The organism is Parasedimentitalea maritima (genome assembly GCF_005771405.1).
Classification (GTDB): Bacteria; Pseudomonadota; Alphaproteobacteria; order Rhodobacterales; family Rhodobacteraceae; genus Parasedimentitalea; species Parasedimentitalea maritima.
In genome coordinates this window covers 238,601-260,733 of sequence record NZ_VAUA01000006.1, presented here as the reverse complement: position 1 = coordinate 260,733, position 22,133 = coordinate 238,601, and the positions used below count along the sequence as shown (strand labels likewise).

At 54.0% G+C, this 22,133-nt stretch carries 18 protein-coding genes and 1 riboswitch; of the genes, 7 read left to right on the top strand and 11 right to left on the bottom strand.

Going from position 1 to position 22,133, the window contains the following annotated elements; all coding sequences use genetic code 11:
- Nucleotides 1-200 precede the first annotated feature (200 nt).
- The 4 genes from FEE96_RS13630 to FEE96_RS13615 all read left to right on the top strand — a co-directional run bounded on the left by FEE96_RS13630 (nt 201) and on the right by FEE96_RS13615 (nt 6,426).
- Nucleotides 201-2,561, top strand: a complete 2,361-nt coding sequence (locus tag FEE96_RS13630) for a methyl-accepting chemotaxis protein (protein WP_171021706.1) — start codon at nt 201-203, stop codon at nt 2,559-2,561.
- 227 nt (nt 2,562-2,788) lie between these two features.
- Entirely contained in the window at nt 2,789-4,735 is a 1,947-nt protein-coding gene (locus tag FEE96_RS13625; protein ID WP_171021705.1) for a methyl-accepting chemotaxis protein, read from the top strand.
- Between the two features lie 176 nt (nt 4,736-4,911).
- Complete coding sequence (locus FEE96_RS13620) at nt 4,912-5,853, top strand: CheB methylesterase domain-containing protein (RefSeq protein ID WP_138163651.1); 942 nt, start codon at nt 4,912-4,914, stop codon at nt 5,851-5,853.
- A gap of 24 nt (nt 5,854-5,877) precedes the next feature.
- A complete protein-coding gene (locus FEE96_RS13615; RefSeq protein WP_138163649.1) occupies nt 5,878-6,426 on the top strand; it encodes a chemotaxis protein CheD in 549 nt (182 codons plus the stop codon).
- Nucleotides 6,427-6,526: 100 nt separating this feature from the next.
- On the opposite strand, the gene thiD is transcribed toward FEE96_RS13615, so the two are convergent.
- From thiD to FEE96_RS13565, 10 genes are all read right to left on the bottom strand, one after another.
- Nucleotides 6,527-7,243: a bifunctional hydroxymethylpyrimidine kinase/phosphomethylpyrimidine kinase gene (thiD, locus tag FEE96_RS13610; RefSeq protein WP_138163647.1), complete on the bottom strand. Its 717-nt coding sequence runs from the start codon at nt 7,241-7,243 to the stop codon at nt 6,527-6,529.
- Nucleotides 7,240-7,833, bottom strand: a complete 594-nt coding sequence (locus FEE96_RS13605) for a thiamine phosphate synthase (protein WP_138163645.1) — start codon at nt 7,831-7,833, stop codon at nt 7,240-7,242. The genes thiD and FEE96_RS13605 overlap by 4 nt, the downstream gene beginning before the upstream one ends.
- Nucleotides 7,833-8,600 (bottom strand): thiazole synthase, encoded by a 768-nt coding sequence (locus tag FEE96_RS13600; RefSeq protein WP_138163643.1) that lies wholly within the window; start codon nt 8,598-8,600, stop codon nt 7,833-7,835. The genes FEE96_RS13605 and FEE96_RS13600 overlap by 1 nt, the downstream gene beginning before the upstream one ends.
- 1 nt (nt 8,601) lies before the next feature.
- Nucleotides 8,602-8,799, bottom strand: a complete 198-nt coding sequence (gene thiS / locus FEE96_RS13595) for a sulfur carrier protein ThiS (protein ID WP_138163642.1) — start codon at nt 8,797-8,799, stop codon at nt 8,602-8,604.
- Nucleotides 8,796-9,737 carry an FAD-dependent oxidoreductase gene (locus FEE96_RS13590; RefSeq protein ID WP_138163640.1) on the bottom strand — a complete coding sequence of 314 codons (942 nt, stop codon included), beginning with the start codon at nt 9,735-9,737 and terminating at the stop codon, nt 8,796-8,798. The genes thiS and FEE96_RS13590 overlap by 4 nt, the downstream gene beginning before the upstream one ends.
- Nucleotides 9,734-11,533, bottom strand: a complete 1,800-nt coding sequence (thiC, locus tag FEE96_RS13585; protein ID WP_138163639.1) for a phosphomethylpyrimidine synthase ThiC — start codon at nt 11,531-11,533, stop codon at nt 9,734-9,736. Before thiC ends, FEE96_RS13590 begins: the two co-directional genes overlap by 4 nt.
- Nucleotides 11,534-11,644: 111 nt before the next feature.
- Nucleotides 11,645-11,765, bottom strand: a riboswitch (TPP riboswitch).
- 107 nt (nt 11,766-11,872) lie between these two features.
- Entirely contained in the window at nt 11,873-12,574 is a 702-nt protein-coding gene (locus tag FEE96_RS13580) for a GntR family transcriptional regulator (RefSeq protein WP_138163638.1), read from the bottom strand.
- 145 nt (nt 12,575-12,719) lie between these two features.
- Complete coding sequence (locus FEE96_RS13575) at nt 12,720-13,619, bottom strand: dihydrodipicolinate synthase family protein (protein ID WP_138163637.1); 900 nt, start codon at nt 13,617-13,619, stop codon at nt 12,720-12,722.
- Nucleotides 13,620-13,673: 54 nt separating this feature from the next.
- On the bottom strand, nt 13,674-15,278 hold the full coding sequence (locus FEE96_RS13570) for a fucose isomerase (protein ID WP_138163636.1): 1,605 nt from the start codon (nt 15,276-15,278) through the stop codon (nt 13,674-13,676).
- Nucleotides 15,279-16,931: an FGGY-family carbohydrate kinase gene (locus FEE96_RS13565; RefSeq protein ID WP_138163635.1), complete on the bottom strand. Its 1,653-nt coding sequence runs from the start codon at nt 16,929-16,931 to the stop codon at nt 15,279-15,281.
- 227 nt (nt 16,932-17,158) lie between these two features.
- Between FEE96_RS13565 and dctP the strand changes: the two genes are divergently transcribed.
- The 3 genes from dctP (at nt 17,159) to FEE96_RS13550 (ending at nt 20,136) form a co-directional block, all read left to right on the top strand.
- A complete protein-coding gene (gene dctP, locus FEE96_RS13560) occupies nt 17,159-18,157 on the top strand; it encodes a TRAP transporter substrate-binding protein DctP (RefSeq protein WP_425467315.1) in 999 nt (332 codons plus the stop codon).
- Between the two features lie 123 nt (nt 18,158-18,280).
- Nucleotides 18,281-18,844: a TRAP transporter small permease gene (locus tag FEE96_RS13555; RefSeq protein WP_138163633.1), complete on the top strand. Its 564-nt coding sequence runs from the start codon at nt 18,281-18,283 to the stop codon at nt 18,842-18,844.
- Entirely contained in the window at nt 18,841-20,136 is a 1,296-nt protein-coding gene (locus FEE96_RS13550; protein WP_138163632.1) for a TRAP transporter large permease, read from the top strand. Before FEE96_RS13555 ends, FEE96_RS13550 begins: the two co-directional genes overlap by 4 nt.
- A gap of 71 nt (nt 20,137-20,207) precedes the next feature.
- On the opposite strand, the gene FEE96_RS13545 is transcribed toward FEE96_RS13550, so the two are convergent.
- Nucleotides 20,208-22,133 (bottom strand): beta-galactosidase, encoded by a 1,926-nt coding sequence (locus FEE96_RS13545; protein WP_138163631.1) that lies wholly within the window; start codon nt 22,131-22,133, stop codon nt 20,208-20,210.

Genomic DNA, 22,133 nt, shown 5'->3' with positions numbered 1-22,133 from the left:
TCCCAACCTCTCAAATTCGTTTCTAGCAATGACGAGCATCCCATAGCGCAAACTCCTGCTTGCAATCTATAATTGAAGTTTATTCACAAAATTCTCCCAACTTAACGCACCCGAAACATATTTTGGGCAGCATGAGTGCAGGCCCCCCTTTTTTTGTTCGGCCGCTTAAAAAGTAACCTTTTGATGAGAGATCCGCGATCATGACCAGCATATTCACACTGTGGAAGAGACTAAAGCTGAGTAAAAAGCTGCCTCTGTTGATTGCTCTGCCAACAATCCTACTAACCATGGCGTCAGGTGTTATGTATGCTTGGCAGACCCGGACAGTGCTTAAGGCTGACCGCGAAGCTGCTTTCTACACTTTGCTGTCCGAACGGGAACACGCTCTTAGCGATTGGCTTGAACGGTTAGAAACTGAAACCCGCGCCCTAAGTGAAAGCAACAGTGTGGAAACCGCGCTAATTGAATTCGATACGGCCTGGCAACAACTGGGTGACAGAGCTGGTGAGCATCTCCGCACCGCCTATATCGCAGATAACCCAAATCCGCTTGGTAAAAAGGACGAACTTCTTAAGGCTTCTGATCAGTCGCTTTGGTCCGACCTGCATGAACAATATCACTTGGGTTTCCAAAGTTTCCAACGCGAATTGCATTACTATGATCTCTTCCTTTTGAACCCTAATGGGGATCTTGTTTACTCAGTGTTTAAAGAAGATGATTTTGCGACGAACTTCCAAACTGGGCTTTATAGTTCCTCGGGACTTGGCGAAGCATTTCAATCGGCCATAACTCTGCAAAGGGGTGAGGTGCACTTTACCAGTATGGACGCATATGCGCCGAGTCATGGTGCACCTGCCATGTTTATTTCTACCCCTGTCATTCGCAACGGCGAATTGTTGGGTGTCTTTGTGCTGCAAATCCCAATTGACCACATGGCCGAAATCTTGTCCCAATCGGATATTCTAGGTGAAACCGGGCTGGTGTATCTGGTGCGTGGTGATGGTGTCGCATTGACCGCGTCACCTCATCCAGAAGGTCACCAGATTTTGGATGCTTTGCCCAACTTGCCTCAAATTGAGGAATCATTCCTTGAAGGTCACCATGCGCTCTCAGGCGTGACAGGGCTGAAAGGGCAATCGGTCGAGGCTGAATCTATTCCTTTCACATTCGATGGAAAAACCTGGGGCATTGTTCTCGAAATCGATAGTACAGAAGCCCTCGTCTCCGAACACGAAATGCTGCAATCATCCGTCGTTCAGGTCTTGGTGGTTTCGCTGATCGTTGCGCTTCTTTCTTGGTTTGCTGCCCGCGGCATTGCCCGCCGAGTTGGAGCATTGGCCCAAAGCGTGGAACGCATTGCAGATCAAGATTACGACAGCGAGGTTGCGGGCACCGAGGCCGGAGATGAATTCGGCACCATCGCCGTCACTCTGGAAGGCTTTAAAGCTGACCTAAAAGCTGCATCAGCTGCGCAAACCCAACTTGCGGTCCAGCAGGAGGAGCAACGCAATATGGTCGACAAGTTGAGCCATGGGCTGGTCAACCTGGCCGACGGCGACTTCACAAAACCACTGATCGAACCCTTCCCAGAAGGCCATGAACAATTGAGAAGTGATTTCAACCGAACTCTGAAGACCCTGAGTTCAACCATAGTTGAGGTCATCGGTTCCTCCGACAGCATCCGCAACGGTGCAACTGAAATCAGTCAGGCCTCTGATGATCTGTCCCGACGCACTGAAAGCCAGGCCGCAACTCTGGAACAAACCGCGGCTGCACTTGAGGAAATGACCGCAAGTGTCAAATCTGCGGCGGAAGGCGCCTTGAGTGTGGAAAACATCGTCAACGAAGCCAGAGATGAGGCCGTGGAAAGCGACAAAGTGGTCCAAAACGCGGTGACTGCAATGACGGGAATCGAGGACTCGGCCCGCCATATCAGTCAAATCATCAGCGTCATCGATGACATCGCATTCCAGACCAATTTACTTGCGCTCAACGCGGGTGTCGAGGCTGCCCGTGCCGGCGAAGCAGGTCGTGGCTTTGCGGTTGTTGCCTCTGAAGTGCGGGCTCTTGCCCAGCGCTCCTCGGACGCTGCCATGGAAATCAAAACCCTAATCGGCGACAGTTCGAAACAAGTGGAAGAAGGCGTTGAACTGGTCGGCAAGGCAGGCACAGCGCTGATTAGCATTGTGGACAGGGTTGGTCACATCTCGCAGCTGGTTTCCGAAATGGCCGTTGGGTCAACAGAGCAGTCCACGGGTCTGGCTGAAATCAACATTGGTGTGACCCAGTTGGATCAAGTGACTCAACAAAATGCTGCTATGGTGGAAGAGGCCACCGCCGCCAGTCATTTGCTGAACACCGACGCCAGCAAACTGTCCCATCTGGTGGCCCATTTCACCATTGATGAAAAACAGGCTTCTTCTTCGCGCAATCTAGACGCCGATGAGGTTGCTCCACCAACGGCTCATGGAGACAGTTGGGACACTGTTCCAGACGACCTGCCTGAGAAAAAAACAGTCAATGCAACATCAAGTACAGCTGATATCTGGAAAGACTATTAATCTCAGATCACTAAGGATTGCATCACGTCCCGAACACAAGGGTCCGTGGTGCAGTTCTTATTCTGACAGCGGTCAAATTTGCGATAGCTTAATCGAAGAGTAAGAGAATTACTCTACTTCTGCACTCCCCAAATATGATGTGAGCCGAAAACGTACCCGCTCAGAACGACACCGTTCTGCGGCCAGAATGGATGTGGTACCGGTTTGGCTAAGATGGAGCGCCAGACATGCAGAAGATGCTTAAGTCGATTGCCTTTAGATTGACCTTTCCAATCCCACTTTTCATACTCTTGTGCCTTGGCATTGCCTGGCTATCCATTCCTCGAATTCTTGAAAAAAACACCATTGATTTTGCCACCACTTCCGCAACGGGAGTGGTCAATCAAATCAAGGCAATCCGCGGATATTACACAAGAAATGTAATCAAAGATGTAAAGCAATCTGCGGATATGTCCGCAGGGATTGATCATGCCAATGACCCCAGCGTGATCCCCCTTCCCGCTACATTTGTGCATGATGTCAACGCACTCCTCGCCGAACAGGGCACCAGCTTATCGCTCTATAGTGCCTTCCCCTTCCCTGGTCGGGCAGAGCGTGAAATGGACAGCTTCATGCAAGACGCCTGGGAGTATTTAAGCGCCAATCCCGATGGAACATTCAAGCGGCAGGAGATCGAAAACGGCGAAACCTACCTGCGCGTTGCAGTCGCTGATCCAATGGTCGCAGAAGGCTGCGTATCCTGCCACAATGCCCACCCCGACACGCCCAAGGCCGATTGGGAAATTGGCGATGTGCGCGGCGTCCTAGAAGTACGCGAAAACATTCAGGCTCCTCTCCTTGCTTCGCAGATTTTGACCCGCAATATTCTGATTGGCGTGGCCCTGGCCGGGCTAGCCTTGATGCTTATCGCATTGTTCACCATCCGTACCATCACGCGCCCGATCACCAAGATCTGCGAAAGCATGGACGGTGTGGCCGCCGGTGAATTGGACAGCGATATCCCCTCCGCAGATCGTAAAGACGAACTCGGGAAAATCGGGAAGGCACTGGCCAGTTTGCGGGATGATTTGAAACGCGCACGCGGCGCTGAGGAAGAGCGTGCTGAACAGCAGCGTGAACAGCATGATGTGGTGGAAAAACTCAGCCACGGGTTGGTTGACCTGGCCAAGGGTGACTTCTCAAAACCGCTGACAGAGCCCTTCCCGGCAGATCACGAACAGCTGCGCAGTGACTTCAACCGGACCCTGACAACACTCAGCTCAACAATCTCTGATGTCATCAACTCAGCTGACAGCATTCGCAACGGCGCGACGGAGATCAGCCAGGCGTCGGATGATCTGTCTCAGCGGACTGAAAGTCAGGCGGCAACGCTGGAACAGACAGCCGCGGCACTGGAGGAGATGACCACCAGCGTCAAATCCGCGTCAGAAGGGGCCCGCAGCGTTGAAGGGATCGTCAACGAGGCTAAATCCGAAGCAGAAGCCAGTGGAACAGTGGTGCAAAACGCGGTGTCAGCGATGACTGAAATTGAGGACTCGGCCCGCCATATCAGCCAGATCATCAGCGTCATTGATGATATTGCCTTCCAGACCAATCTGCTGGCGCTAAACGCTGGGGTCGAGGCGGCCCGGGCGGGCGAAGCTGGCCGTGGGTTTGCCGTGGTGGCTTCCGAAGTGCGCGCCCTGGCGCAGCGCTCCTCGGATGCCGCGATGGAGATCAAGACACTGATCGGCGACAGCTCGAAACAGGTCGAACAGGGTGTTGATCTGGTTGGCAAAGCCGGCACAGCGCTGAACAGCATTGTGGAGCGGGTGAGCCATATTTCGCAACTGGTGTCCGAAATGGCAGTTGGCACATCTGAACAGTCCACAGGTCTGGGTGAGATTAACCTCGGCGTGACACAGCTGGACCAGGTGACCCAACAAAACGCTGCCATGGTGGAAGAGGCCACCGCCGCCAGTCACCTGCTGAATACCGATGCCAACAAACTGGCCAAACTGGTGTCGCACTTTAACATCGACGGCAACCAGCAAGCGCCTGCAGAGGACAGCGTCGTCGAGTTCAACGCGCCATCGGCACATGGCTCGGATTGGGACATGGAGCCCGAAACGCAGCCCCTTGCCGCAGCTGCCAATGGTGACCTTGGATCCTCCAAGGTTTGGCAGGACTTTTAATCCCAGCCCGCGCCGGGCACAAAAATCTGGGTCTTACCCAGGTTTGTAGTCGGCGCGGGCTTCCTGAAACAGGTTGTCGTTCAACCGAGCAATTATGAATGGGTAAACCTTTGTCTTCTTTAAGCCTATTGATCGTAACTACGGACCGCAGCTTTGCTAGAACTTTGCAAAGCCACATGGAATCTGCTTATCCTGGTATGCAGGTTCTTTTGGCCAACAATTTGATGACGGCCTATAATCAGGCTGAATCGGTACAACCAACCTTTGCCTTTATCGAAGATGGTTTCACTAAGTTACCAGAATTTGAAATGATGATGGCGCTGTTTTCTGCGCTGGATACCCGCTGGGTTTCTGTGATGGACAGCCATTCGGAAGCACCAGCGCGCAAATCGAACCCTTTGCTGGATCGCGGTGCCGGGATTTTTGAACTGAGCAAGTCTGATCATCCCGTTCAGTTTGTGCAGTATTTTGACATGATGGTAAAAGCCCCACGTCGCACAGCGAGTGGCCGTGGCCCCGCCATGAATGGCACTAAGGCTCCCGCTAGTACTACGGACAAAATCATCCTCATTGGATCATCAACCGGTGGGGTCGAAGCGCTGCGCAGCCTTTTGGTTGGGTTTCCTGCGAACTGCCCACCAACAGTGATTGTCCAACATACCGGCAAGAATTTTGGCCCTGGATTGGTGGCGCTGTTAAACCGGATCTGTGCCGCATCCGTTGTGGCCGCCCAGGATAGTATTCAGCTGCAACCCGGAACCGTACATATCGCTGCCGGTCAGTCGTTACACCTTGGCCTGACACCACGCAAACCCCATCGCACCCGACTCAAAGAAGGCCCACCGATTTCTGGGCATACACCTTCTGTTGACGCTCTTTTCAGCTCTGCAGTGCCATTTGCCAAAAATGTTGTAGCAACAATCTTAACCGGAATGGGGCAAGATGGTGCAAGAGGATTGCTAGAACTTCGCAAGGCTGGGGCCACCACCTTTGCCCAAGACGAAAAAAGCTCGGTTGTTTACGGGATGCCGCGCGTTGCGTGGCAGAACGGCGCCGCACAAAAACAAGTGTCCCTGGCCCGTATGGCCGGCACACTACTTCAAGCCTGCAAGGCCTGAACTTATAACAGGAAGGAAGCCGCTTTGAGCTCTGTATTTGCAAACACTTCTTCAGTCACAGTTCTGCAGGGTGAATACCGTGTGTCGAACAGCCCAACGGTTATGTTTTCTACCGTGCTGGGATCCTGCATCGCGGCCTGTCTTTATGACGCCGAAAATGGTGTAGGTGGGATGAATCATTTTCTGTTGCCCAGCACCAGCAGCCAGGACAGCAAAAATGCGCGCTATGGCGTTCATGCCATGGAACTGTTGATCAACGGCGTGCTCAAGAAAGGGGCGACGCGACAACATTTGAAGGCTAAGGTTTTTGGCGGTGCAAAGATGTCAGCCAACCTGTCTGACATCGGTCTGTCGAATGCTGAATTTGTGCAACGGTTTCTGCGTGATGAAGGGATTTCGTGTGTATCATCCAGCGTAGGAGGCACCTCTGCCCGCAGGGTGCGATTCCATCCTGTGACCGGCAATGCGCAACAAACCCGCGTTGAGAACGATCGCCGTTTGGGCGAGCAGGAACGCGCAGCGGCGAAACCAGCGCCAGTGCCAACAGACGTTGGTGCCGTGACACTGTTCTAACTGCAGCAAAACGATCTATGACACTTGGCCGCTGCGTTTAACTTCGTGGCGGCCAGATTGTATTTAAGACCATTTTATAGATGCTTGACCTGCACTCAAATTAGCGCTGTAGCCATTGGTGAACATAGTCTTTGGCCAAGCGACATGCTTCTGACAAGTTATGCCCGGAGGCAAGATTACAGGCGATAGCGGTTGACAGCGTGCAGCCGGTACCACGTTTGGCTTGGGTCAATCTCGGGGCGACAAGTCTGACATGGTGCTCTGGACTAAAAACATGATCAACACAGTCAAAGCCATCTGCATGGCCGCCTTTGATCAGAACAGCCGCGGCCCCCTGAGCCAGTAAAATTTCAGCCTGTTTTTTGACCTCATCTTCATCGCTGGCCTTGGCGCGGCTGGTCAAGATGGCAGCTTCGTCTAAGTTGGGCGTTAAAACTGTGGTGATGGCAAAAAGCCTGTAGATGTCTCGGCCGGAAAAGAGGGTACCGCCCGAGCTGGATTTAAGAACCGGATCTAGGATGACGGGGCCGCAATAACCAGACAGCGAGCTTAATACGGTACCGGCGGTCTCCGCTGTTCCCAACATTCCAATTTTAACAGCGGCAGGTTTTGTACCCTGTAGGGCTGCTTCAAGTTGTGCCTTGATGACAGGGGGTGGGACGGCATGGCTGTCTATAAACGACTTATCGGTTTGAACCGTTACCGACGTCACTACGGGCTTAACCCTAAATCCCAATTCCTGAGCTGTTGCGGAGTCACGGGTTAGGCCCGCGCCACCGCTGCTGTCCGTACCAGCGATAGCCAATATGTTGTTCATAATGCGCATGTCCTGATCCACTCGCGGGTGCGGGCCTCGGGGTCATTTGCGGTCTGGATGTCAGTTACAACGGCAACACTATCGGCACCGGCAGCAAATACACCAGGCAGACGTTCAGGTGTCATCCCGCCAATTGCTACCAACGGTGTTGCCCCTGCCATTGCCTTCCACTGGGCTACCCGGTCTAACCCCTGTGGACCCCATTTCATTTTCTTGAGCAGGGTGGGATAGACCGGTCCAAGGGCCACGTAAGTGGGATCATGGGATAGTGCACGGTCTAGTTCGGTCTCGTCATGGGTGGACAGACCGTAACGTATACCAGCTCGACGCAGGGCGGCCAGGTCAGCCGTTTCCATGTCTTCCTGCCCAAGGTGGACAAAACTGCAGCGCAAATCCAGCGCCGCCTGCCAATAGTCATTTACCACCAGTTGCGCGCCATGTACGGCGCAGAAGTCGCGGGCACGAGCGATCTGTCGTGTCACTTCGGCTTTGGGTTGATCCTTTATTCTAAGCTGCACCAGTTTGACGCCCTGTGGCACCAACAATTCGACTTGGGCTACATGGCCCGCAATCAGATAAAACCGTTCCATTACGCCAACTCTGCCATTCCAAGTATCGGGGTTGAAGGGATTGCCATATTGCGTCGCTCCATTGGATCGGCAAGGTAGCCAGCTCGTCCTGCATCGACTGCCTGTGCCATCGCTTGTGCCATGGCTGCCGGGTCCCCGGCCTTGGCGATGGCGGTGTTTAGTAGCACCGCGTCCATGCCCAGTTCCATTGCCTGACAGGCATCAGATGGGCGTCCAATTCCGGCATCGACGATCAGCGGCACATTGGGGAAATGTGCGCGCATACCCCGCAAAGCATCGGGATTACGCAGCCCCTGACCAGATCCGATAGGAGCACCCCAGGGCATCAGCACCTCGCAGCCGGCCTCTAGCAGTTTTTCACCAACTACCAGATCATCGGTGGTGTAAGGGAACACTTGAAACCCCTGGGCGCAGAGAATACGCGCTGCTTCGACGAGTCCAAATACGTCGGGCTGTAAGTTGTCGGCGTGGCCAATGACTTCAAGTTTGATCCAGTTGGTCCTAAACAGCTCACGCGCCATTTGGGCGGTGGTCACCGCCTCCTGCACTGAATGGCATCCTGCCGTGTTGGGCAGTATCCGGGTTCCCGTCTGGCGTAAGGTATCCCAAAAACCAGTACCTGACCCATCAGCATTTTCGCGGCGTAGGGAAACGGTGACGATTTCGCAGCGACAGCTGTTGATCGCATCCACCAGAACGGCAGGTGAGGGATATTGCGCAGTCCCCACCAGCAGCCGCGAGTTGATTTCTGTATCATAAATTTGCATGTCAACCACCCTGCATGGGAGCCAGAATTTCGATCCGGTCCCCTTCACTTAATGTTGTTGCTGGCCGTTCTTCGCGAGGGACAAAGACGCTGTTTAGCGCGGTCGCGATGGCTGGCTTTGTAATTTCCAACTCCAAAAGAACAGCGGCAAGGGTTGTGCTGGCGACCTCATGGTCTTGGGCATTTACAGTGATTTTCATCGCTTACCTCCTGGGAAGATTTGATCGGCCAACCGGGCGGCCATTGCGGGTGCCAAAAGGAATCCGTGGCGGTAGAAACCGTTCAGGTGCAACCTGCCGTTATGAGTGATGATACGTGGCAGGTTATCGGGGAAGGCGGGGCGCAGGCCTGCGCCAATCTCGACAACGCTGGCCTCGGCAAAGGCCGGGTGCAGGGTAAAGGCGGCTGATAACAGCTCTGTCAGGGATCGTAGGGAGGGCGGCCGGGTAGAGGAGCTTTCGATCATGGTGCCGCCGATCATGTAATGACCATCGCCGCGTGGGACGAGGTAAAGCGGCATGCGCGGATGTAGGAGTCGTAGGGTTCGGGTGATCTCGATTTCTGGGCAATGCAGGATCGCCATTTCACCGCGCACAGGACGCAGGTCAGGCAAATCAGCAGCCATACCGGTGCAATCAAGGTCAACTAGCGCTGGTGTTGGCGTGTCATACAGCAGTTCAACACCCATATCCTGAAGGGACTGAGCCAAATCCCGCAATGCCCGCCGCGGATCAAGATGTGCCTCGCCTTCAAAGAACAGACCGTGTTGGAACCGGCCTGATAAAGCCGGTTCCAATTCGCTAATTTCGGCCCCTTTGACCGGTCGGTGGGCACTGGTGCGGCGGGCAAAGCGGGTCAGATCAGGCGTATCACGCGGCGAGGCCACGACCAAAGTGCCTCTTCGGCAGACAGGCGTAACTTGCGCCCACCAATCGGCTGCCAATGCGCCAAGTGTTACAACTTCATCCTCGGCGCTTTCCCCTTCACACCATGGGGCCAGCATGCCGCCGGCAAACCGCGCGACACTGTTGGAGCCGGGACAATCGCCCGGATCAAACACGCGCACGGATGCCTCACGCCGGGCAAGTTCATAGGCCGAGGCCAGACCCGCAAGCCCGCCCCCAGCTATGGTGATCATGTGTCGTTGTCCTCGATCGGCAGATACAGATCACCACCGTGGCGGAACTTGGCCGCCATCGCTTCCATTCCCTCTTTCTGCGCCTCGGCGCGGATGTCGTGAGAGATGCGCATTGAACAGAATTTGGGTCCGCACATGGAACAAAAATGCGCAACCTTATGGGCCTGTTTTGGCAGGGTTTGGTCATGGAATTCGCGTGCGGTGTCCGGGTCAAGCGACAGGTTGAACTGATCCTCCCAGCGGAATTCAAACCGCGCACGTGACAGGGCGTCGTCGCGTCGTTGGGCACCCGGCAATCCCTTGGCCAAATCTGCCGCATGGGCCGCGATTTTGTAGGTGATCACGCCGGTTTTCACATCATCCCGATCCGGCAGGCCAAGGTGTTCTTTGGGCGTCACATAACACAGCATTGCACAGCCGAACCAACCAATCATCGCGGCGCCAATACCACTGGTGATGTGGTCATAGCCCGGCGCAATATCGGTGGTCAGCGGCCCCAATGTGTAAAACGGCGCTTCGTCGCAGCATTCCAGCTGCTTATCCATGTTCTCTTTGATCTTGTGCATGGCGACATGGCCTGGACCTTCGATCATCACCTGACAATCTTTTGCCCAGGCGATTTTGGTCAGTTCCCCCAGAGTTTCCAGCTCAGCGAACTGGGCTTCGTCATTGGCATCCGCAAGGGAACCGGGGCGCAAACCGTCGCCAAGACTAAAGGCCACATCATATGCGCGGCAGATGTCACAGATCTCGTCGAAGTGTTCATACAAAAATGATTCACGGTGATGATGCAGGCACCATTTGGCCATGATAGAACCACCACGTGACACAATTCCCGTCACCCGGTTCACGGTCATCGGCACCATATGCAGGCGTACACCGGCATGGATGGTGAAATAGTCTACGCCCTGTTCGGCCTGTTCGATCAGCGTATCGCGGAATACTTCCCATGTCAGATCTTCGGCAATGCCATTGACCTTTTCCAGGGCCTGATACATCGGGACTGTACCGATTGGCACCGGGCTGTTGCGGACAATCCATTCACGGGTGTTGTGGATGTTACGCCCGGTTGAGAGATCCATCACCGTATCTGCGCCCCAGCGAATGGACCAAACCATCTTGTCCACTTCTTCTTCCATCGAAGAGGTGACAGCCGAGGTCCCCATGTTGGCATTGATTTTCACCAGAAAATTGCGCCCGATGATCATCGGTTCACTTTCAGGGTGGTTGATATTGGCAGGGATGATCGCACGACCTGCGGCAACCTCATCACGCACAAATTCAGGGGTGACGTAATCGGGGATGTTTGCCCCCCAGTCGTGACCATCGCGGGGGATGGGCGTAGTCTCACGCAGTTGGTTTTCGCGGATTGCGATGAATTCCATTTCGGGGGTGACGAGTCCTGCGCGGGCATAGGCCAATTGGGTCACGGCCTGACCGTCCTTAGCGCGGAGCGGGCGCGGGCGGATTGGGAATTCCGGCGTCAGTCGGTCCCCTTCTACAAAGCCATTATCGGCGGGTTCTATGTCCCTGCCGTCATATTCTTCAACATCGTTGCGCGCCCGGATCCAGTTTTGGCGCAGCGGGTTCAGACCCTGGCGGATATCCGTCTCTACATTCATATCGGTGTAAGGCCCGGACGTATCATAGACCGGAAGGGGGGCTTCACCTGCGGTTGGGTGCACCGAAATTTCACGCATTGGGACGCGGATGTCGCTGTGCAGCGATCCATCTACGTAAATCTTGCGCGATGCCGGCAGGTTCCCGGAGGTAATTTTTGGGTTAGGGATATTCATTTTGGCGCTCCTCAAGCTCAAGTCTCAAAAAAACACCAGATGAGGTTTGGCTGGAAACAAGGGGACAGAGTCCCCCAGTTAGGCGAATGAAGGTTGGGGGATTGATCCCGGCCCGTCGCGCGCCTCGCTTCCTACGCCAGTGTCAACTGGGTCAGGTTCAAAGGGTCGCGCCACCGGACAGATGTCCTGAACGCCTCTCAGTCCCTTAGGTGGGACTCCCCTGCATAGGGACCGGCTAGACGAGGAAAACAGATGGGTCAACGAAAAAAGTCAGAAAACAGGGCGGTGAAGCTAATGCCCTGGGGCTCTCATTCACCAACTAAAGACCTGGTGTGGTGGCTACCGCTTTTCTAAAGCCCGGTTGCGGGCGCCGATAATATGTTTGCGCATCAATGCTGTTGCCTGTTCAGAGTTACGGGTCTCCATCGCGTCGATGACGTCCATATGTTCCAGCATTGTGGGCAGCAGAACCGATGGTCTGAGCTGCGTCTGTTCCTGCTTGATCAGTCGAATTTTGATCATATTGACCCGGTAGGCATCGCTAATGATCCGGTTGCCAAGTGCATCAACCACTGTTGTGTGAAACCCCCAATCAACAGCTTGGGCCTGAGCAATGAAATCAGCAGGGGCATCAATAGAAGCGGCGGGTTCCTGACATTGTTCAATGATTGCCTGATGTTGTGCTCGGATTTGAGCGATTTCATCGCTGGTGGCATCCAGTGCAAAACGGGCTGCGGCTTCGGTTTCGATACACAGACGAAACTCAAAGGCGTCCCGGATCAAATTAAGATCTACATGGGCAATTTGCATCCCGCGTTTTGGGATGGTCTTTATCAACCCTTCGGTCTCGAGACGCGGAATAAGTTCACGGATTGCGCCCAGGCCAAGGCCTGTCAACTCAACCAGTTCACGCTGTGAGATAAATTGTCCGGGGTAAAGATTGCGAGCCAATAGATGCTGTGTAAAGCTTCCATAGGCTTGTTCGCGCTGATTGTTCGGTTTCGTCGCCTGCAAAAGTGACTTTGAATCAGTAGGTGACATCCGAGTTCTCCGGCACTGAGGGTCATAAAAACAAAACATCGTGCCGCTGTTTTGTATGGTCAGATATGTCACACATATGACAAACCGAAAAGGCCCTGATCCAGCTGTGAGATGTATCGAGATCAGGGGCGATGCCTGGTAGAAATTACGCAGTGATCCTCAATGCTTCGAAGGAGCCTATCAATGCTTGCCGCTGGGGGGCTGACAAGGGTGACAAAGGGGGGCGAATTTGTACAAAGGTTGCATCGCGATTGACATGAGCAGTCAGTGTCTTGACTGCCGCGGTTACGGGAAGGGCAACAACAGCTTCGACAATTTCGGATACTAATTTTCCATCGCCCCCTTCATGAATGATCCGGCGCAACAGATCGGGGATAAAGTTGGCCGTTCCGCAGATCGACCCCTGAGCACCATGGCTCATTGCCTTGGGCAACAACCGTTCATCGCCCACCAAAACGGCAATGTCTCCATGGGCCGTAAGAAATCGTTTTGTTGTTGCCCAATCCCCTGAACTGTCCTTGATGCCGGTGACAACGTCAGGGTAGGCGGCGCGTAATCTTGACACCAGTGAGACCGAGAGGGGCACAGCCGTCTGGGCAGGAATATGGTACAGAATTACGTTTCTGAGGGGTGATCCAATTTTTTCGAATACAGTTCCGAACCAGTTGAATAGGCCGTCCTCATCCACATCTTTCATAAAGAAAGGTGGCGCCAGTAGGAGACCACCGGCGCCGTCTTCATAGGCGGCTTGGGCGAACCCTACCGCATCGTCAATGGAAGGGTTCAGCACACCAGCATGAATTTGTGCTCCGTCAGGTAATGCCTCGGCGACGGCCGTCAAAATGGCGCGCCGCTCTGGCAAAGAGAAGCCATATCCTTCGCCTGTTGTGCCAAAAAGTGTGACACCATCACATCCATTTTCGACCACTGTTTTGGCGTGCTGGGCAGTTTTGGCCAGGTCTGCGTTCCCATTTGAATCGAAGGGAGAAACCAGAGCGGCCGAAAGACCAAATATACTGGATTCAGGCGGTTGGATATGAGGCATGTAATTGCTTTCTAATGTTGAATATAGAGACAAAGTTAGGGTCAGGCGTTGTTCTCAAATCGGAGTGCCACACCATGACACTGTGATGCCCAGCTCTGTTGCGAGGGAGGCTTTGGTCAGTGCGGCATCACGCGCCGTCTTGGAACTGACGGCATAGGCCACCTGAATGTGGTTGGCCTTGTGACGCGACATCAGCTGATCACGGCTAACCCCATGCAAAACCGCGTGCATGATTGGCCATTGTGGTGTGGTGGTCTGACTGCGACGCTGGGTTTCTGCGTCAGGCAGGGCCACAACCGAGCCAAGCCCAATATCCATGCACAGGGCATCATCCTCGACAAACAGACGGGACCAGATAATATCTCCGGGTTTGGCGATGCCTTTCAGTGTGCCGCCGCCTAGTCGAAAATACATCTCGGGTTGACGCAGGCTTTCGGTTCCGCGCCAGCCGTCGATGTGATGGGCCGGTGGGGTTGCACCTGAGATTTCAAACACCCAGACAAAATCATCAACAGTTCCGCTGCGATCCTGATCGCCCCACCGAATGTCATGTAGGGTTGTTTCCACCGGTTGCCCCAAGGCCCGGTGCACACGATTGGTCAAAATCCCATCTATCCCGGCGCATTCGTCGACCTCATTAAAATGTACAATGGCCCGCCCGGGCCGTATGGCAGCGCCACTTTGGGTCAGGGCAGGGGGGCGGTCGTCATTGTTCAACATGCCCTCGACCAGATCTGAGGCCGGCAACAGGTCTTTGAGACCCTGCTGATACTGGATGCCAATGGCTTCGCAGCCAAAGTCATCTGCCAGACGGCAGGCCGCGATATACATACGACATTGATCCAATACCTGATTGCGGGTCAGTTCTGTTGCCGGATTACTGCCGAAGTGGAACCGCATGCCAGTGCTTTCCAGCCAAGTCAGAACCGTTTCGGCCTCAGTGTCGGTGACCTGCGTCGTTTCGTAATAGAGAGTGGATTGCGACAGGCGTTCTTTGAACATGCCAAGTGGCGCCATCAGAGCATCAGGCACAATGGCGTTATACATACCCATGCAGCCTTCGTCGAAAACGCCCAGGATCACTTTGTTGCGGAGTATGTCTGCTGCAATGTTCTTCGCTACATCGATCTGTGTAGGGGTTGGCGATGTCGGATCGAATGCGCAAACATGCGACGTATCATGGGTGACACTGCCGGTCGTCAGCCATTCGTCAAACCTGTCCAAGAAGAAATCATCTTCGAAGGTCTCGCTCCAGAGTGTGGAGTAGGACACACCGGCCTTAGTCAAGGATCCGTTCAGGTTCAACATCCCAACCAGACCGGGCCACTGTCCAGACCAGTTGGCAACGGTCAGGATTGGCCCGCGATGGTGCATCAGACCAGGTAAAACGTGGTGAGAATACTGCCAGACGGCTTCGGCCACGATAAGTGGGGCATCGGGGTCGATCCCGGCAAAAGCATCCATGCCAGCCCTTTGTGAGGACAAGAACCCGTGCCCTGCTGCGGCATCAAAAGAGTGGGCACGACGGAGTTTTCGGCCCCGTGCCTCAACGACGTTGGTCAAGGCGGTTTCTAATTCTGCTTGGGCGGGCCAACAGGTTTTATTTGCACCGTCACGCAAGTCACCGCTGGCGAACAATAGGATTTCAGGGGTGTCCATTTAAATGTCTCCTGGGGAGGTCATGAGGTCGCGATATGCAGCGAAGTCAGTCTGCATTTTTAGAAAAACCGCGTATTTGGCGTCATGAAAGGCGCGGGGTTTACCCCTGCGTGGGGCGATTGTTCGCGCAGGTCCGCACATTTCGCGCATGGCGTCTTGTAGGGTGTCAAATTGGCCTGCTGCAGTTGCCGCCAGCATGGCGCTGCCCAGTAGGACCGGTTCTTGTGTGGTGGTTTGCAAGATGCGCAGACCAGTAGCATCGGCATGTTCGCGCAGGTAAAGCGCATTGAGGGCCAGACCACCGCTGACCACAATTGTGTCTATACCGGCACCTTTTTCATTCATAGCTTCAATGATTTGTCGGGTGCCATAAGCCAAAGCCTGTAGTGCGGCGAGATATTGTAAAGCTAGATCAGTAACGCCACAGTCCTTAGTCAGACCGGTGATGGCACCTTTACGCAGAGGGTCCGCCAGAGGCGCACGGTTGCCATGAAAATCTGGCTGAATATGAATATGTCGGGTGAGGGTATGGGTGTCTGCATCACAGCCGGCCTGTTCTGCCAATACCTGTTCTAACTGGTCATAAAGGCTGATCTTTTGCTCGTCAGCTTGCAGTCGCAAACTTGAGGTCGCCGAATGACCATCAAGGACCCGATCAATCAACGCACCAGCCATGGATTGGCCGGCTTCATTTGCCCATTGATCCGGACCCAGGACTGAAAAGTAAGGTCCCCAAACACCTGGAACAAATAGGGGTTCAGAGGTCGTGGTGATGTGGCAGGCTGAGGTGCCGGAAATCAGGGCCACACGTGCGCTGCTGGCTTTGGGGGTCTTGGCTTCAACGCCCATCGTACCCAAGGCTCCTGCATAGGCATCAATCAAGCTGGCCGCGACGGGGGTGCCAGCGATCAACCCTAATTCATTGGCGGCATCGTCCGTCAGGCCCGTGTCAATGGCCGCGCCGGGTGCTGCAAAGTGATTGCCAATTCTGGCGGTATTGTCCTGCAACAAGGGCTCAAGCCCGACTGAGTTGAGGAATTCTCGGTCCCACCCTTCGCCGGAATAGCCATTTTTACCCTGGTAGGTCCATTTGCAGGTCGCACTGCATAGGGATCGGGTTTGGGTCCCGGTAGCGCGATGAACCAACCAATCGGGCAGATCGAAAAAGTGCGCCGTTTTTTCAAATAAGCTCGGTAGATTTTCCTTTAGCCACAACAGTTTTGGGATCTGCATTTCAGGAGAGATAACGTTGCCGGTAAACTGCAAGATTGGATGTTTTTGGGCATTGATGCGGGCGGTTTGAGACAGGGCGCGATGATCCATCCAAACGACTATATTGCGTTTGTTGTCGCCCGATGGGCTAATGGATATGGGTTGAAAATCCTGATCTAGCGCCACCAAAGAGCAGGTCGCGTCAAACCCGATACCTTTGACCTGCTCAGCAGTAATGTCAGCATTGGATAAAACTGCATGGGTCGCTTTGCAAATGGCCTCCCAAATATTGGTTGATGACTGTTCGACAAAATCTGGCTGCGGGTAGAATGTTTCTATCTCAACAGCAAAAGACGCGATCAACCTGCCGTTTTGGTCAAAGGCGCCAGCGCGGGCGCTGCCGGTCCCCACATCTATACCAATAAAAATTGGATGCATCATTGCGGCTATCCTGTCTGTATCATCTCAATAACATGTCAGTTAACATGTTACCTTGACAGTAAGCAATAAGCTTGTCACAACATGCTTAGTGGAAATCGCTGCTTTGGCAGGGTGGCCTTAGAAAACGGGTCTGGACTGAACCGCCATTTGCTGTTCTGTTCTGACCAGATTTTAATCTGACCTGGGTAGATTTAATTGGCCCGGAAAATATTGGTGGAGGAAATTCTGTGATCATGAAAACAACCCGACGCGCCTTTGGTACGTTGACCATCGCCCTGCTCGCAAGCACCGCGCTTGCGGATGACAATAATGTCACCCTGCGGATGTCGACACCTGCATCTGAAACCGATCAGCGCTCCGTGTCGCTGGCCGAAGTGTTTGCCCCTGCCGTTGCCGAGTTTGCAACTTATGAGCCACATTATAACGCCTCACTGATTGCTCAGGGATCCGAGCTAGAGTCGATTGCGTCGGGCGATTTGGAAATGTCGATCACTTCGGCACAGGAATTGGCACAGTTCTTCCCTGAATTTTCGATCTTCGCGACCGGCTATGTCCACCAGGATGCGGCACATCAGGTTGCGGTTTTCAACGATGCCCTGATGGATGGCTTTAAGGCCAAAGCAGAAGCCGAGTTGGACGTTAAGCTATTGTCGGTCATGTATTTGGGGCGGCGCCATGTAAACCTGCGCCAGACAAAGGATGAACTGACAGTTACCAATCCCGCAGATCTGGCTGGTGTGAATTTGCGGATGCCGGGCACAGATGCCTGGCAGTTTCTGGGAAAAGCGCTTGGTGCAAACCCAACGCCGATGTCATTCACTGAAGTGTACACAGCCTTGCAGACTGGATCGGTCGACGGTCAGGACAATCCACTGCCAACTGTTGTGGACGCAAAATTCTATGAAGTAACAAAGCAGATTGCTCTGACGTCGCACTTGGTTGACCTGAACTATATCGCAATGTCCAAGTCCACTTGGGATGGGCTGACCGGTGAGCAGCAAGCGACGCTCCAGTCTGCTGCAGATGCTGCAGCTGAATCTGGCCGAGTTGCGCAACTTGAGAAAGAAGCCAATTTGGTTTCCTTCCTGAAGGAACAGGGTCTGTCCGTTTATGAACCTGATCTGGCGGCGTTCCGTGAACACGTTCAGGCGCAGTATGTTGGAACCGAATTTGCCGCATCCTGGCCTGCAGGTGTACTGGACAAAATCAACGCGCTTGGTAACTGAAAATACTGACACCAAGCAGGGCAGGGGAGCATGTCATTCCCTGCCTCACTTGTATTGAAGTTTGGCCACATCCAAGATTGCCCTAACCCCTACTGCTATTGTGCCCCGTTTGGAGCCCTGCCGATGAGCCGACTTCCGAAATTGTTCACTGGCTTTACCCATGCGGTTGCTGCGTCGCTGGTGGGGTTGATGTTCCTGACGTTCATCCTTCAAATCGTTATTCGATATAGCGCCCAGTTGCCCTGGTTGGCTGAGATGTTCCCGTTCATGGAGCCGTCTCGCTATGGATGGACATTGGAGTTTTGTTTGTTTTTGTGGGTCTGGTTGGTGTTCTGGGGCAACGCGTTTGTTGTTCGGCAGCAGGATCACGTGACCTTTGATATTCTCTACAACTCCGTGCGACCCAAGGTGCGCAGAGGGTTTTTCGTCATTTTTAGTCTGGTGATTGCTGTTGGGCTGCTGGCGTCCTTGGAACCGACCTGGTCCAAGTTCTATGTTCTACGGCTCAAGAAAACCGCGACCTTATCTTCGCTGTTTGGAGATTGGGTCCGCATGCGCGATGTGTATTTGGTTTATGCCCTGTTTCTGATCGTGGTGCCGCTACGGTTCGCCTGGCTCGCCTACCATGCAATCCGTTATGGCGTGGATGATCCGACAAACGATGCAATGGATTCCTCTCTGAAATGACTTTTGAATTTATGCTTTGCCTTGGGACGATCATTGTCCTTGCCGGGATTGGCGCGCCGATTGCCTACGTTATTCTAATTGCGGCGTTATTGTACCTTCTTGCTGCCGGGCAGGGCATTGGTATCGCTGGCAAGGTGCTGATGGATGGGCTGTACCAAAGCTTTATCCTGCTGGCAGTTCCACTGTTTATTGTTGCTGCCAATATCATGAATGCAGGCACCATTAGCGATCGTTTGCTAAGCTTTTGTGTGGCGCTGGTTGGTCGGTTTCGCGGTGGGTTGGGACATGTCAATGTTGTGGCGTCCCTGATCTTCTCGGGAATGTCTGGCTCGGCTGTGGCGGATGCTGCAGGCATCGGGAAAATCATCATAGAAATGATGACAAAAAGTGGCCAATACACACGTGGATATGCCGCCGCAATCACCGCGGCCTCGGCGACGATCGGGCCAATTATCCCACCCTCGATTCCAATGGTCCTTTATGCACTCGTCTCCAACACATCGATTGGATATTTGTTCCTGGGTGGTATTTTGCCCGGTTTGTTTATGGGTGCTGTCCTGATGGCCGTGAACCTATGGATGTCAAAGCGACGTGGCTTTGCACTGGAAGAACCAGTGCCACTCATTGAATTGCCACGGCGCACCTTGAATGCGTTTCCGGCTTTGTTGATGCCAGCAATCCTGCTGTATGGTATTTACGGGGGCGTCACGACCCCAACCGAAGCTGCAGCCGTTGCAGCATTTTATGCTCTGATGCTGGCGGCGTTGTTCTATCGCGCACTGTCAATGAAGGCCATGTATCAGATCCTGGTTGAGAGCGCCCGTTCTTCTGCGGCCATTGGCCTAGTGATCGGTGGTGCGCTGATCCTCAACTATATTGTAGCGTCGGAGAACATCCCCAGCCTGTTGGCTGAACATCTGGTTGGGTTGGATATTGATCCACTGATGTTCTTACTTGGCGTGAATGTACTGCTATTGTTGCTTGGCTGCATTCTGGATGCGACGACGATTATTCTGGTAATAATTCCATTGTTCATTCCAACCTGTCGTGAGTTGGGGATTGATATGGTGCATTTCGGTGTTGTCGCCATCGTCAATTGTATGATTGGTCTGATCACGCCGCCCTATGGTATCCTGCTGTTTGTTATCACTGCGGTCACTCGCATCCCGTTGTCTGAAATTATCCGCGAAGTCTGGCCGTTTTTGGGAGTTCTGGTCCTGGCGCTCTTGTGCATGGTTTTGTGGCCGGGGCTGGTATTGGCTTTGCCGAGACTGTTTGGTTATGCGGGCTAGAGTAGCGCCGGCTTGTTATGGCTCCGGGCTTTGATCACTTGCCATGTAAACTGCTGCCCCAACTATAGGGCCTATTCCTTGGAAACGCGCACTACGTCAGCGGGGGGGAGTTCTCCAACGTCTGTTTTTATGGGGATCGTTGAATAATTAAACCAGAATCGTTCGGTTGCAGTGTCTCGGATGCGAATGCCCTCGGGGAGGGACATGGTTCTAACCCCTGCCGCCTGGCAAATGAGACCGACCATTCGATCCATCCCTTGATCATCCAACCATGCAGCTAGATAATAGACGTTATCAGTGTTCATTAGCACGGCTTGTCCGGCTTCAGTTTGTAACGTGGCTGTAGCTGTACCCTCTACTTCTTCGAAATAACCGGTCACAGCGCCGCCGCCTTTTAGGTGTATTGGCATGTCCGGCCGCAGGCTTTCAACACGGGCTACGGTCACATCCAAACCGGGCAGGGCAGGGGGCATTGGGGTTGGAATGACCATGTTATTGTCGCGCGCGCCAGAGCGAGGCCCGATCACCACCTGTGCAGAACTGTTGGCGAGCGCTTTCTTTTGCGTGTCGGACATATGCATCAGGCCCGGTGCCAGGATCATAGAGTAGTCATCAAATGCTTTGCTGTCCGATGGTAGAATGTCCACGGACAATCCCGCCCGCCGCAGGGCGCGGTAGGTGTCAAAGATCAGGCCGAAGTAGCTGAGATCCTGCCCGTGAGGCTGTACCGCCCAGGCCCAATCGGCTTCGTAGTCGAAGATCAGTGCAACAGGTGCGCGATAGGGCTGCACTTTTGGCGCCGCGGCCAGTTCAGCTGAAACCTGTCTTGCTTCAACAATCGCCGGCGCATCAACGCTATCGGGGCGCAGCATGCCCGTGTGCAATTGTTCTTGCGCAAAAGGCGCCTGTCGCCAGCGGAAGTAACAGACCGCTTCCGCCCCATGGGCAAAGGCTTCCCAAGTCCACAGACGAACCATACCGGGCAAAGGGGCTGGGTTGTAGGGCGCCCAGTTCACTGGGCCCGGTTGTTGTTCCATCACCCACCAGCGGTCGCGCCCGACAGCGCGGTACAGATCATGGTGAAAGGCTTGGAAATCCGGATCGCCCTGACGGGCATAGGCACGTTGGTGCTCGGGAGATGCGCCAACACGATCTTCGAGAAAGCCAAGCGGGTAGCTGTCCCAGCTGGCGATATCCAGATCTGCGCCCACCTTGTAATGGTCGAATTCGGTAATCCGACCCATATAATTATGGGCGATCGGTGCCGCCGAATGGGCGCGGAGTATGTCCGACTGCACGCGATTGAAGGCAACAACCTGATCCGAGCTGAACCGTCGAAACGCCAGTGCATGAGATGGATTGGGCTCTGTTACCGTCAAGTTGGGGAGATCAATATCGTCGAAATCGGAATACTCCATCGACCAGAATACATTGCCCCAGGCGCTGTTCAATGCGTCGATATCACCCGCATTGCCGTTGGTATTGTGGAATTCCTCACGCAGCCAATGGCGGAAGGCATCGCGTGCGGCATTGGAGTAAGAAATGACCGTGTCGTGGCAACCGTATTCATTGTCCGTCTGCCAAGCCGCGACATAAGGGTTTGGGCCATAACGTTCTGCCAGAAGGGTCACAATACGGCGGCATTCACCCAGATAACCCGCATGGCTAAAGCAATAATGTCGACGAGACCCAAATTTTCGCGGGTTGTCGTTTGCATCTACCGCAAGCATGTCGGGATGTTTGTCGAGCACCCATTTAGGTGGCGTTGCTGTTGGTGTTCCTAGCACAACTTGTAAACGGGCTTGCCCAAGCACATCGATCGCCTGATCCAGCCAATCCCAGTTTAATTGCCCTGGTTGGGGCTCTATCCGTGACCAGGCAAATTCGCCGATGCGGACCCAGGTCAGGCCAGCCTCGACCATGCGACGGGCGTCGTCAGCCCAGATCGTTGAAGGCCAGTGTTCAGGGTAATAGCAGGTGCCGAGAGTGCGCTGCAT